12 protein-coding genes and 1 pseudogene are annotated in these 13033 nt (G+C 61.7%); 6 read left to right on the top strand and 7 right to left on the bottom strand.

The window, feature by feature from the left end:
• Entirely contained in the window at positions 1 to 1395 is a 1395-nt protein-coding gene (locus BJ928_RS08685; RefSeq protein ID WP_047631862.1) for an amidohydrolase family protein, read from the top strand.
• A 66-nt stretch (positions 1396 to 1461) separates the two neighbouring features.
• On the opposite strand, the gene fdxA is transcribed toward BJ928_RS08685, so the two are convergent.
• Positions 1462 to 1803, bottom strand: coding sequence for a ferredoxin (fdxA, locus tag BJ928_RS08680; protein WP_047631863.1), 342 nt, complete (start codon positions 1801 to 1803; stop codon positions 1462 to 1464).
• 185 nt (positions 1804 to 1988) lie between these two features.
• A complete protein-coding gene (locus tag BJ928_RS08675) occupies positions 1989 to 2663 on the bottom strand; it encodes a peroxiredoxin-like family protein (RefSeq protein ID WP_047631864.1) in 675 nt (224 codons plus the stop codon).
• A gap of 143 nt (positions 2664 to 2806) precedes the next feature.
• Between BJ928_RS08675 and BJ928_RS08670 the strand changes: the two genes are divergently transcribed.
• Positions 2807 to 3727 carry a LysR family transcriptional regulator gene (locus BJ928_RS08670; RefSeq protein WP_052227720.1) on the top strand — a complete coding sequence of 307 codons (921 nt, stop codon included), beginning with the start codon at positions 2807 to 2809 and terminating at the stop codon, positions 3725 to 3727.
• Between the two features lie 36 nt (positions 3728 to 3763).
• Here the strand turns inward: BJ928_RS08670 and BJ928_RS08665 are convergent, their stop codons facing one another.
• The 4 genes and pseudogenes from BJ928_RS08665 to BJ928_RS39310 form a co-directional block, all read right to left on the bottom strand.
• Entirely contained in the window at positions 3764 to 6052 is a 2289-nt protein-coding gene (locus tag BJ928_RS08665) for a xanthine dehydrogenase family protein molybdopterin-binding subunit (protein ID WP_047631865.1), read from the bottom strand.
• Positions 6049 to 7032: a xanthine dehydrogenase family protein subunit M gene (locus BJ928_RS08660; RefSeq protein ID WP_047631953.1), complete on the bottom strand. Its 984-nt coding sequence runs from the start codon at positions 7030 to 7032 to the stop codon at positions 6049 to 6051. Before BJ928_RS08660 ends, BJ928_RS08665 begins: the two co-directional genes overlap by 4 nt.
• Positions 7032 to 7505, bottom strand: coding sequence for a (2Fe-2S)-binding protein (locus BJ928_RS08655; RefSeq protein WP_047631866.1), 474 nt, complete (start codon positions 7503 to 7505; stop codon positions 7032 to 7034). Before BJ928_RS08655 ends, BJ928_RS08660 begins: the two co-directional genes overlap by 1 nt.
• A 294-nt stretch (positions 7506 to 7799) precedes the next feature.
• Positions 7800 to 7925: pseudogene (locus tag BJ928_RS39310) on the bottom strand (IS5/IS1182 family transposase); the annotation flags it as partial.
• Positions 7926 to 8054: 129 nt separating this feature from the next.
• Between BJ928_RS39310 and BJ928_RS08650 the strand changes: the two are divergent.
• Entirely contained in the window at positions 8055 to 8402 is a 348-nt protein-coding gene (locus BJ928_RS08650; RefSeq protein WP_047631867.1) for an NIPSNAP family protein, read from the top strand.
• A gap of 250 nt (positions 8403 to 8652) precedes the next feature.
• Here the strand turns inward: BJ928_RS08650 and BJ928_RS39305 are convergent, their stop codons facing one another.
• Positions 8653 to 8976, bottom strand: coding sequence for a hypothetical protein (locus BJ928_RS39305; protein ID WP_245432259.1), 324 nt, complete (start codon positions 8974 to 8976; stop codon positions 8653 to 8655).
• A 215-nt stretch (positions 8977 to 9191) separates the two neighbouring features.
• Here BJ928_RS39305 and BJ928_RS08640 point away from each other — a divergent pair, with 215 nt between their 5' ends.
• The 3 genes from BJ928_RS08640 (at position 9192) to BJ928_RS08630 (ending at position 12913) form a co-directional block, all read left to right on the top strand.
• Positions 9192 to 9911, top strand: coding sequence for a CDP-diacylglycerol diphosphatase (locus BJ928_RS08640; RefSeq protein WP_047631868.1), 720 nt, complete (start codon positions 9192 to 9194; stop codon positions 9909 to 9911).
• 279 nt (positions 9912 to 10190) lie between these two features.
• Positions 10191 to 10652, top strand: coding sequence for a (2Fe-2S)-binding protein (locus tag BJ928_RS08635; RefSeq protein WP_047631869.1), 462 nt, complete (start codon positions 10191 to 10193; stop codon positions 10650 to 10652).
• Entirely contained in the window at positions 10649 to 12913 is a 2265-nt protein-coding gene (locus tag BJ928_RS08630) for a xanthine dehydrogenase family protein molybdopterin-binding subunit (RefSeq protein ID WP_047631870.1), read from the top strand. Before BJ928_RS08635 ends, BJ928_RS08630 begins: the two co-directional genes overlap by 4 nt.
• The last annotated feature ends 120 nt before the right edge of the window (positions 12914 to 13033 follow it).

Genomic DNA, 13033 nt, shown 5'->3' with positions numbered 1-13033 from the left:
ATGGCTATGCGGTTGTTGCTCAATCCGGGCCATGCGCCTGCCCAGAGGATCGCAGATCGGGTGGATCTGCCGGGGGAGCTCCAATCCCTTCGCCTGGAGCCCGGCGACCTAGTCCTGCCTTCGCCCGTGAATGCCCATGACCACGGCTACGGCATCCGCACTCTCGATTTCGGCGCTGTCGACGACGCACTTGAGGTGTGGATACCGAGCCTCAGGCTGCGGCCGCGCACCGACCCTTATCTTGAAGCGCTTGTCGCCTTCGGCCGGCTTGCTCGAACCGGCGTCGGCGCGACGATGCATTGCCATAACTCGCTCAATGTCGATCGTCTGGTCGACGAAGGAGGCGCAGTCATGCGGGCCGCCGGCGACATCGGCATTCGGCTTGCACTCTCCTGCCCTCTCCTCGACTACGACGCCTGGGCCTATGACGGTGGACCGCAGCGGCTACAGCCGTTTCTATCCCCCGCGGACTGGGATGCGCTTGCCGGGACTATTCCAGCCTATGCGCCCATCCGCGCGCAGCTTTCAGCCGTCGAGGCGGTGGCCGCTGCAAACACGAACCCATTGATCGATGTGCAATACGGGCCGATCGGGCCGCAATGGTGCTCCAATGCACTTCTGGAAGCGATAGCCGAGGCCTCCGTGCTTCATGGCAGACGCATCCACATGCATCTGCTTGAAAGTCCGCGACAGCGCTTGTGGCTCGACCAGCGGTTTCCCGAAGGTGTCGTCACCTATCTCGATAAAATTGGCTTCCTGTCGCCGCGGCTCGCGGTCGCTCATGGCGTCCAACTACGCCCTGATGAACTGGAACTGCTTGTCGCGCGCGGCGTGCAACTCGTCAGCAACCCCACGGCCAATCTCCGTCTTCGCTCGGGCGTCGCCCCGATTGCATCGACGCTGGAGAATGGCGGCCTCGCCTTTGCCATCGGCCTCGACGGCACCGGGCTGGATGACGATCAGGATCTTTGGCGGGAGATGCGGCTCCTCTATCTCCTGCAGGGCGGGCGGAGCCTCACCCGACGATTGACGGCTCGGCATATCTTCGATGCCGCAACCCGGGTCGGTGGTCAGGTCGTCAACGCGGCGGATGCGGCAGACTACACCGTCATCGACTATCGGGCCCTGACTGCCGAGGCGCTGTTCGATGACGTCGACGAGGCGGAGGTCCTGCTAACCCGTATGAGCGCAAAATATGCCAAAGGACTTTTTGTCGCCGGGCGGGAAGTCATGCACAGGGGGGAATTGACGGGCATCGACTTCGACGCGGCCCTCGCCGAATTGCTCGCACAGGCGAGAGCCGATCAGCCGAGACTGGAGAAGCAAAGACCTCTCGTCGGCGCTTTGTCGGCGGCGACACGCGCCTATTACGCCACGTGGTCCGGGCTCTCCTGACGCCGCAAGAAGCGGCCGTGGGGCTTCCGGCACGAGCAAGGCTGCGCAATCAACCGCTATTTCGCGTTACAAATGATCGCCGGGAGTGCCGCCATAACCGGCCACGAATGGGTGATCGAGGCTGGTCGTTCGGCTCTTGTCCCAGCCGCCGGGCGCACCCCAGCCGGTAACATCGTCAGCGAAAAAGTCGCGGTTGACGTCACGCAGGAACAGCCGCTCCGCCGGCATTTCCTCATCCCACAGGATGGCATCGACGGGACAGACCGAGAGACAGAGCCCGCAATTGATGCACTCGTCCGGGTGAATGTAGAACATCCGCCCGCCTTCATAGATGCAATCCACCGGGCAGGCGACGGTGCAGGCGCCATCCTTCGTATCGATACAGGGCTCGGTGATTACGTAAGCCATGACGTTCGCCTCGTTGCGCTCTCAAGGGCGCTTGCAACGAACTATGACAAATGGAAGCGTTCTGAAGAAGAACCAATTTTCGGCATTTTCATTGCCGAAAAGGCAACGCTCGTTCTGGTCGGCGGCGATGTTCCGCGCGAAAATGCGGCTCTATCCATGGACTGGAAGAGCCGCATCGGAGAAGATCAGGCCGCGAGATCGATAGCGCGCCGCAGAGCGGGCAGCATGTCCTCGGGATCGGGGCGACGGGTATAGTCGGGATTGACCTCGGCATAGAGGATCGTTCCGTCCTGGCCGACCACGAAGCGGCCCGGCATCGGCAGGGTCCAGCTCGGATCGCCGTTGAAAGAGGGCAGATCGTTCTTCAGGCTCTTGTAGAGCTCGACCAGATAGTCCTGCAGCTCGAAGCGCAGGCCGAAGGCGGCAGCGAGATCATTATGTGGATCGGACAGGATCGGGAAGCTCAGGCCGTTCTGGCGAACCGATTTGCGGCTGTTGACGGGGTTCTGTGGTGAGATCGCCACAAGGCTGGCGCCAAGGGCCTGAAACTCTGGCAGCGCAGCCTGGAGCGCCTGCAATTCCATATTACAATAGGGGCACCAGACGCCGCGATAAAAGCTGATGACGAGCGGGCCATGTTTCAGAAGGTCCGCCGAAGACACCGGATTGCCATCCGGGTCCAACAGCGTGAAGCCAGGCATCTTGTCGCCGGCCTTGAGAGCGCGTTTCGCGGCGCCCGAGGCAATCAGTTCGGCGGTTGCGCGACGCATGGTCTCGATGACTGCGGGCGGGACATTGTACGGCGGCTTGCCGGCTTCGAAATCGGCTTTGAATGCGTCGAGTTTGGCTTGCAGGGACATGGGTCTACTCCTTTGCTGTTCCGGCTTTCGGCGACGGCTTGCCAGAAGTGCAGTGGTGCGCCGATGGAGAGGAGTATGCTCATTCCAATTGTGTTGCGGCAGGCGGCTTGTCGCGATAATGCCTATTCTCAGGAGGAATAGGCATGGATCGATTGCAGGCAATGTCCACCTTCGTGCGGGTCGTGGAGACCGGCTCCTTTTCCGGCGCGGCCAGACAGTTGGGGATCGGCCAGCCGGCCGTATCGAAGACCATCGCGCAGCTCGAGGAGCGGCTTCAGATCCGCCTCCTGCTACGCTCGACGCATGGACTCACCCCGACCGATGCCGGGCTTCGTTTCTATGAAAGGGCGCGGGCAGCCATCCGAGAGGCCGACGAGGCGGAACTGGAGGCGCGTGGCGTCGGAGCGGGCCTTTCCGGGCGCCTGCGCGTTTCGGCGGCGACAACCTTTTCCCGGTTGCTCATCTTGCCGCGATTGCCGGCATTCCTGAAGCTTCATCCGGATCTCGAGATCGACGTGATCCTCGACGATCGAGTCATCGATCTCGTCTCGGAGGGGATAGATCTCGCTCTCAGGATGGGGGATTTGCCGGATTCTACGAGTATCGCGCGGCGGATCGCACGCGGGCGGCGCTCGGTGATCGCGACACCGGCCTATCTGGAACATGCAGGCACACCTCTGGCTCCCGCCGATCTCGTCGCCCATGAAGCGATCGTCTATACACAACTCAGCAATAGCTGGACCTTCCAGCAGCGCGGGACCGAGGTCTCCGTTGTCGTCAACGGGCGCCTCCGCGTCAGCGCTGCGGAAGGAATTCGCGCCGCCGTGCTTGCCGATATCGGCCTGGCCATCGCTTCGGACTGGATGTTCCAGCTGGAGCTGGAGACCGGCGCCGTTCGCCGCATTCTGGAGGATTGGGACCTGCCGCCGATCGATCTATGGGCGCTTTTTCCGACGGGGCGGCTGGCGAGCGCTAAGGCACGCGCTTTCGCCGATTTCGTCGAGCAGATATTTTCGATGAAATCACGCGCGAACGGAAATCGAAATGATAGCGACGGGGATTGAGCCGCAAGCGGTGCTGCGGCTCAATCCTTTCTGCCCTTAGAGCAGCTTTTCCAATGTGATCGGCAGGTCGCGCACGCGTCTGCCGGTCGCGTGGAACACGGCATTGGCAATCGCCGGCGCCACGCCGACGATGCCGACTTCGCCGACGCCCTTGCCGCCGAGCGCCGAGGCCTGATGATCCGGCACGCCGACCGATATCACCTGGATATCCGGAATGTCGGAGTTCGTTGGCACGAGGTAATCGCCCACATTGTTGTTGACGGTGCGGCCGTTGCGCTGATCGATCAAGCCTTCCTCGAGAAGTGCCTGGCCGATGCCCATGATGATGCCGCCCCGCCACTGGCTTTCGACCAGTCTCGGATTGTAGAGGCGGCCGCAATCGAAGGCGGAAACCATGCGAGAAACCCGCACCGTGCCGAAATCTTCGTCGACCCGCACTTCAGCGAAGTGCGCGCACCAGCTGTGCATGGAATAATCGCCCATGGTCGGCCCCTGAACCTTTGCCATGGTGGTCCAGGCCTGCAGTTGCTCCTGTGCGTTCGCGCCGTCAGGCAGGGTGTTGCGCCGGACTTCGATTTCCTCGCGTTTCAGCGCCGACATCAGTTCCGCCAGCGTCAGTGATGGCGTCTCGCCGCGCGGTGCTGCGATGCGCCCCTCGGCGAAATTCAGCGTGTTCGCACCCGTCTCGCGGAAGGGAGAATTGGCATCGCTGAGCGCAAGGCCGATGAGTTCGTCGCGGGCTGCGACCGCTGCCTTGTGGACGGCTCCCATGATCGAGCCGGCCAGCATCGAACCGCCGGCGATCGCCGCACCCGGCAGACGAGAATCGCCGAGATACACTTCAACCTGATCGACCGGGATGCCGAACACTTCCGCAGCACTTTGGGCGAGGATCGTATAGGTCCCTTGCCCCATGTCGATGGCGCCGCTGACGACCTCTACTCGGCCGTTCGCGAGAATGCGGATCATCGCTTCGCTCGGTGCGCGGATGACGGGGAAGGTGCCGCAGCCGATGCCCCAGCCGATCAGCGTCTTGCCGTCGCGCATCGAGCGCGGCGCGTGGCTGCGCCGCGACCAGCCGAAAGCTTCCGCCCCTTCGGTCAACGCCTCGCGCAGCCGGCGCGTCGACCACGGCTTGCCGGACTGGTAGTCGTGGTCGGCATAGTTCTTCAGCCGTAGCTCGAGCGGGTCCATGCCGAGCTTGTAGGCCAGTTCCTCGATCGCGCATTCGATGCCATAGGCGCTCGGGTTCTTGCCCGGACCACGCAAGGCGCCCGGCGTCACGCTATTGACCGGCACGACGCGGTGCTGCGAGGAAAAATTCTCGACCTTGTAGAGGACCGCCGTTGCGGCCCCCGTCTGTTCCGGCCAGTCTGCATCCATGGAGGTTTCGCTGGCACCGCGATGGACGATCGCCTGCAAGATACCATCCTCGCTCGCTCCGAGCGCGATCTTCTGTCTGGTCGCGGCACGCCCACCATAACTCGTGAAATTCTGCGGGCGTGTGACCGCAAGCTTCACCGGCCGGCCGAGCTTTCTTGCGGCCGCGACCGCGACCGCGCCATAGGCAAGCGGCACCCCTTTCGATCCGAAGCCGCCGCCGATGAAGGGCGAGATGATCCGGACGTTTTCATAGGGCATGTCGAACCATTCGGAATACATGCGCGCCATACCGTGCGACCACTGGCTCGGTTCCCAGATCGTCAGCTGGTGGCCATCCCATTTTGCCGTCAACCCGTGCGGCTCCATCGCGACGTGATATTCGCGCGGCGTCGAATATTCAGCCTCGATCCGCACCGGGGAAGCGGCAAGCGCCGCCTCGGCATCGCCCCAGGCGGAAGAGAGGGGTTCCATGAGCTTGCCCTCAGCGGCATTCGGGTCGTTGAGGGCGGCGACGTGGCTGCTCTCTTCATAGGTGACGCGGACCAGCCTGGCGGCCTCTGCCGCCAGTTCGCGGCTTTCCGCCACGACGGCTGCAATCGACTGCCCGTTAAAGAGCACCTCGCGCGGCAATGGATAATAGGGACCGTCGACGGGCTTGTTGCCGCCCCAGTCGCCGGCAAGCTTAAGACCGAGATCATCCTCCGGCGTCAGCACCAGAAGCACACCCGGCATTGCCAGCGCCGCCGAGGCATCGACCTCGACGACGCGGCCAGCCGGAATCGTGCTTTGGACGAGGACGGCATAGGCCAGATTTTCGACCGGGTATTCCAGCGCATAAGTCGCGGTACCCGTCACCTTCATATTGCCTTCGAAGCGCGACTGACGACCGCCGACCGTACCGTCGGAAGCATCGCCGCGTTTGCGGGGTTCCATCATGGTCATGCGAGACCTCCCATCGTCAGAATGGCGCGAGCGATAACGCGCGGTGCAAGTTCGATCTTGTAATGGTTACCGCCGTGGGAGACGGCACCCTTGATGGCAAGCCGGCTGGCCGCTTTGACGGCCTCCGGAGTGAGCGCCTTGCCGATCAGCGCCTGCTCGACATCATTCGCCCGCCAGGGCCTGGTGGCCACCCCGCCGATCGCCACGCGAATATCACGGACGGTCCTGCCATCGGCTTCCAATTCCAGACCAACAGCGGCGCTCGCGGCGGCAAATTCATAGGACTGCCGGTCGCGGACCTTGATGTAGGTCGAGTTCCGAGCGGCCGTGGAAGCAGGAATGGTGACGGCGGTGATGATCTCGCCGTGCTGCAGGACCGTTTCCCTGTTCGGCGTGTCGCCGGGAGCGAGAAAGAAATCGTCGACAGCAACCTTGCGGCTATCCGTCTCGACTACGGCATCGAATGCGACCAGAGCGACCGCCAGATCGCCGGGATAGGAGGCGATGCAGGCCTCACTCGTTCCGAGCACGGCGTGATTGCGCGTGACGCCGCCGATCGCCGAACAGCCGGAACCAGGATTGCGCTTGTTGCAGGCGGGAAAGGCGCCGGGATCGCGGAAATAGGAACAGCGTGTCCGCTGCAGGAGATTGCCGCCGATCGTCGCCATGTTGCGAAGCTGGGCGGAGGCGGCCAGAGACAGGGATTGTGAAACTGCCGGAAAGGCCGCGCGGATCTCCTCGTGGTCGGCAACCTCGCTCATCCTGGCAAGCGCGCCGATCGTTACGCCGGCGGCGTCGACCGTGATGCCGCTCATACCGGAGAGACGGGTGATATCGATGACCGTATCGGGCTCACCCACGCCGCATTTGGCGAGATCGAGCAATGTCGTGCCGCCGGCAAGCAGCACGGCGCCAGCCTGTTGTGCCGCCTGAGCGGCCTCGGCTGTCGATGTGGCGCGCAGATAGGAGAAGTTTCGCATCATGCCACCTCCGCTGCCTGGCGCACCGCCGCGACGATGCTGTTATAGGCCCCGCACCGACAGAGATTGCCTGACATGTATTCGCGGATTTCCGTGTCCGAACCGGCATGTCCTTCGCGAATGCAGGCGACCGCCGACATGATCTGGCCCGGCGTGCAATAGCCGCACTGGAAGGCATCATGCTCGATGAAAGCGGCTTGCACCGGATGCAGATCGCCAGCCTCGCCGGTCAGCCCCTCGATCGTCGTGATCTCGCGCCCTTCGGCCTGCGCGGCAAGCGTCAGACAAGAGAGCACGCGCTTGCCGTCGATATGACAGGTGCAGGCGCCGCACTGGCCTTGATCGCAGCCCTTCTTGGTACCGGTTAGCGAAAGATGTTCGCGCAGCGCGTCGAGTAGCGTTACACGCGGCTCGATATCGAGCTCGTGGCGCTGCCCGTTGATGTCGAGCGCGATCTGGATTGTTCGTGTCATGATAAGCTCCTGCCATCGTCACGAAGATGAGACCTGCGGAATCTAGTAGAAACTATCCGTCGGTCTACCGGTTGCTATGGGTTTCTTTCAGGAAGACGAGGCCGATGGAGTTCTGGCGTCATGGTCGGCTCTCGTCTGAATTAGGAAGCAAGGGACACCTCGGATAAACGGAGGCGCCTCCGTTTAAATTAATACCTGGCGTGTTTTCGTCAAGCCCCGGCAAACGGGCAAATCAAAGTAGAACCGAGTGAAGGATGGGCAAGAGGTAGGGCCGAAAGAGCCTCTGCTATTTCCCCTCGGTCGCCCACCACTGCGTGCCAGTCGGATCGGGGGATCGATCAACATCCATTCACGGCTCGCGAAATCGCTTGAAAAGCGAGGCGCGCCCCTGTTATGCTCAATTTGAGCAATAGCTATCAAGTCATCGGAAACCCATTTTGGTTCAGCGCCAAAGGGAATCGCGACCTGCTGTTATCGCTCAACTATTTTTAAATCGCGCTCTCTGGAGCAGGCTCGGCCTGTTCTGAATTCACTCAAGGAGGATTTTCCATGATCCATGAAATGCGCATCTATACTTGCTTGCCCGGCAAGCTGCCAGCGCTCAAGGAGCGTTTCGAAACGGCGACGCTGGCGATCTGGGACCGGCTCGGCATCCGCCCCCTTGGCTTTTGGACGACGATGATCGGGCCTTCCAGCTACGACCTCATCTATTTCCTCGAATGGCAGTCGCTGGAGGAGCGCGAGCGGAAATGGGCGCAATTCGTGGCCGATCCGGTCTGGAAGGAGGCTCTGGCAAAGAGCGAGGCACCGGGCCAGATCGTTGCCAATATCGCCAGTTCGATCCTGCAGCCGACCGGATTCTTTCGTCCCCTTGTTTCCGCCGAGGTCAATGGCTGAAGGCGGATAGAAGATTGATGGCACCGGCGGTCCTCGCCTATGCCCGATGATCAAGAAACGGTTGCGCCGGTTTCCCGACCTCATTGTGGTTCGGTTCAACGAGACCTGTGTCAGGATCCACGGCAAATGGTGACATCGCTCGTCACTGGGAGATGGGCAGCCATGCCCCCGAGAATCAGAAAGCCGGGACATGCCCGGCTTCCAGCTTCACAGTCAAAATCGTTTCGGCAGACGCGCCTGCCGCTCACAGTCAGCCGTTCTGGTCGCCGCTATTGTCGGCGGCCGGCTCCTGTTCTTTTTCCTTTAGAACGTCCGTCAGCTTGTTGACGCCTTCGAAGCCGGCGACGGCAGCAGCGGCCTTCGTTATGAAACCGGCATTCGGGTCTACAGCCTCGACAGCCTCGTCGGCAGCCACGGCGCCTGCAACTTCTTCAATCAGCTTTCCGATACCCATTTCAAGCTCCTGATCTCTTTGCTTTGCCGCTGGCGTGCGGCGATCGAGCGTTGCAAAGGCCTCGCTACGGATATCTAAAAGGTCGCTGCGAGCAGCCTTTTCCTCCCTGGAGCGAGGCATGGTTTTCCCCGGCTCCTGCCATTTAGGCAACCAAGCTGAAGGCGACCTTAACCGAAGATGAAGCGAGGCTGATATCGCGCAATCTCTAGGGCGTGGATCGGCTCCGATTCGACGAGGAACGCCGTCAAGCCGTCACATGAGCCTAATAGGCCTATGATAAGCCCTCCGGAATTTCGGAAAGTGCCAAACCGTTTGAACCAGGGAAGTTTCCTGCCATGACATACTCGCGTCGCGTCACGGCTCTCGCCGTATCCTTCCTCCCCCTCCTTTTCGCCCCCGCCTTTGCAGACTCAGACGTGCTCTGGAAGATTGTGCATGACAAGTGCGTCGTACAGACCGCACCATGCATTTCGGTCAATACGGCCGAGCATTATGCGATGCTGAAGGATCTGCGCGGCGTTGCCCAATTTCTTCTCATCCCCACCGACAAGATCACCGGTATCGAAAGCGCGGCACTCCTTGATCCTGCAACACATAACTTCTTTGCCGACGCCTGGGCCGAGCAGGGCGATGTCGATGCCCGCTTGCCGCACGCCCTCCCGCGCGACGGTCTGAGCTTGGCCGTCAACGCGCAGCAGGCGCGTTCGCAGAACCAACTGCACATCCATGTCGATTGCCTCAGCGCAGATGCGCGCGCAACCTTAAAGACCGATGCCGACAAGATCGGTGCCGACTGGTCACCGCTCCCCGATGCCATTGCTGGCCACAAGTTCGTAGCGATGCGGGTTAACGGCGAGACATTGGGAGACTTCAATCCATTCCTGGCGCTCGCCAAGACGTTGAAAGACCCGACAAAGGAAATGGGCGATCACAATCTTGTGGTGGTCGGCGCTAGTTTCGCTGACGGACCCGGATTCATCGTCCTGACGGACGTCGCGACAACCGGCATGGGCGGGGAAGACGTGCAGGACCACAGCTGCGCGATTATGCATTGAAATCATAGGCTTATGCTCGCCACAAGAGCCGCGTCTCTCGTCATGGTCGATGCGGCCACTTTCCTCCCCGAGGTGGAACGGAGCCTTGAGAGCCGATTTATGATCCTGGCTTCTAGGTTCTATCGCGATTCACGCACTAATCTTTTTGATGTGACGGGTTCAGTGTTATAGTCCCGGGTTGTGAGCCTGAGCTATGCGTCATCCGATGGTCGAGCATTCAGATCATCGCGCAGCGTCTGGCATCGAAGGCTCGCCATCGAAAGCCTCAGGAGGCGCCTCATGAATCTTCAGATCAATAGCCAGTCCTATCAGGTCAATTCGGACGGAGACACGCCGCTCCTCTGGATCATCCGTGACGAGCTGGGCATGACCGGTACGAAGTACGGTTGCGGACTGGCACAATGCGGCGCCTGTTCGGTCCTTGTCGACGGCGAGGTGGTGCGCTCGTGCGTGACGCCGCTCGATAGTGTTGCCGGTCGTCAGATTACCACGATCGAAGCGCTCGAGGCAGACCCGATCGGCAAGCGCGTGGTTGCCGCCTGGGTCAAGCATCAGGTTCCGCAATGTGGCTACTGTCAATCGGGGCAGGTTGTGGCGGCAACCGCGCTCCTGAAACAAACGCCCAATCCTTCCGACGACGAGATCGCTGCGGCGATGATCAATCTCTGTCGATGCGGAACCTACAACGCGATCAAGGCGGCGGTCAAAGATCTCTCCTCCAAGCAGGGAGAAACGCTATGACCGAAACCACCCGCAACCTCGTTCCGGACGATGAATTCCCGATCGGATCTCCGGTCAACATCTCGCGCCGGCACTTTCTCCTGACTTCCGCCGGTGCGGCGGCAGGAGCGTTCGTCCTCGGCTTTGGCGTTCCGGTTGGACAGGCACGAGCCCAGCAGGCGGCAAGTCCTATGCCTCCAGGGACACGCGTTCCCGCGTTCCTTGAAATCCGCCCCGATAGCAGCATCCGTTTCATGAGCCCCTTCGTCGAAGGCGGCCAGGGTGTCTTCACGGCGATGGCCCAGATCGTCGGTGAGGAACTCGACGCTGACCCCAAGACCTTCGTCGTCGAAAATGCGCCGGCGGGCGGCGACTATCTCGTCATCAATGGAAAAATGCGCATCACAGGCGGCAGCATGTCGGTGCGCACGAGCTATGAGACCATGCGCAAGCTCGGCGCGCTGGCGCGCAACATGATCCTGCAAGCGGCTGCAAAGCGCCTCAACGCACCCATCACCGAGCTGACGACAGAGCCCGGCCGCGTCATCCACGCCGCCTCGGGACGCAGCCTCGCCTATGGCGAAGTGGCCGCAGAGGCGCTGGATCTACCGGTACCTGCCCCCGAGAGCGTGTCGCTTCGCGACCCGAGCAAATTCCGCTGGATCGGCAAACCAGTCGAACGGCTTGACATGCACGACAAGTCAACCGGCAAGGCGGTCTATGCGATAGACTGCAAGGTCGACGGCATGCTGCATGCCGCCGTCCAGCATGCGCCGCGCCTCGGCCTGACAATCGGCAAGATCCGCAACGAAGAGCAGCTCAAGGCAATGCCGGGCGTTCATTCCGTCCATAGTCTGTCCGGTGCGGTCGCTGTTGTCGCTGAACGCTGGTGGAATGCCAAGCGCGCGGCCGAGGCGGCTCAGGTCGATTGGCGCGAGCCCGGCTCGGACGCCGATCCCGCCCTCCGCCATATGCCCGCGGATTTCTCCACCGCTGCTTTCAGCGACAAGCTCGCCAACGAGCCGGGCAGCGGCAAGGAGGCGGAGAATGTCGGCGACGTTACCAAAGCGTTCGATGCTGCCAAGACCGTTGTCTCGGCAACCTACAAGAGCCAGTATCTGCATCACGCGCAGCTGGAGCCGCCATCCACCCTGGCCCGGTTCAATCCTGATGGCAGTCTGGAAGTCTGGCTGCCCAATCAGGCGCCCGAGCAATTCCAGGCCGACATTGCCAAGCTGACGGGGCTCGACCCATCGAAGGTAACACTCCACAGCCCGATCCTGGGCGGCTTCTTCGGCCGGCACTTTCTCTATCCGTCCGCCAATCCCTATCCGCAGGCGATCCAGCTCGCCAAAGAGGTCGGTCGACCGGTGAAGCTTATCTGGAGCCGCGAGGAGGAATTTCTGCGCGACCCGATGCGCCCGATGGCGGCCGTGCGCTTCCGCGGCGCACTCGACGCCAGCGGCATGCCGGTCGCACTCGAGGCCATTAGTGCCTGCGAGGGACCGACGGAGGCCGTTTTCGGTCATAAGGAGGATTCGCTAGACCCGATGGCGGTGGAAGGGTTGACCGGCAAATCCTACGACATCCCGAACCACCGCATCGCGCAGATCTACGTCAAAAATCCGACGACACTGGCTTATTGGCGCTCGGTCGGCAATTCCATGAACGACTTCTTCTACGAGACGTTCCTGGACGAACTGGCCGACAAGGGCGGGCAGGACCCTTACGAACTGCGCATGAAGTTGTTGCAGAAGAACGAGCGGCTGAGCAACCTGCTGAAAGCGGTCGGCGATCTCTCCGGCGGCTGGAAGCGCGGTCCTTTCACGGCGGACGATGGTTCAAAGCGGGCGCGGGGCGTGGCCATGGCGTCGCCCTTCGGTAGCCACACGGCGGCGATCGCCGAGGTCTCCATCCGCAACGGTCAGGTCGTCGTCCATGACGTCTGGGAAGCGATCGATCCCGGCAGCATCGTCAATCCGGCGATCATCGAAGCCCAGATCAATTCGGCAACGGCGCTTGGAATGTCGCAGGTGCTGATGGAGGAAGCCGTCTATAAGAACGGCGAGCCCATCGCCCGTAATTACGACCTCTATCCGATCCTGCCGCCGGACCGCATGGCTCGCGTCCATGTCCGCATCATCGAAAGTGGCGCCGAGATGGGCGGTATCGGCGAACCGGGGCTTCCGGCTATTCCGCCGGCCGTCGCCAATGCGGTTTCGACGCTAACGGGCAAGCGGATACGCAGCATGCCCCTCTCCAACTACACCTTTGAAAGCTGAGGCGCAGCTGTCGCTGCGCCTGGCATGATTTCGGCTCTCGGCCCTGCTGGTCCGAGAGCCGGCGTGGTTGGCTCCCTCCATAGCCGAGTACGAAATCCCGAAGCAAAGACATGAGGGCAC

This window comes from Rhizobium sp. WW_1 (assembly GCF_003610155.1).
Classification (GTDB): domain Bacteria; phylum Pseudomonadota; class Alphaproteobacteria; order Rhizobiales; family Rhizobiaceae; genus Rhizobium; species Rhizobium tropici_A.
This window is presented reverse-complemented; position numbering and strand designations above follow the sequence as displayed.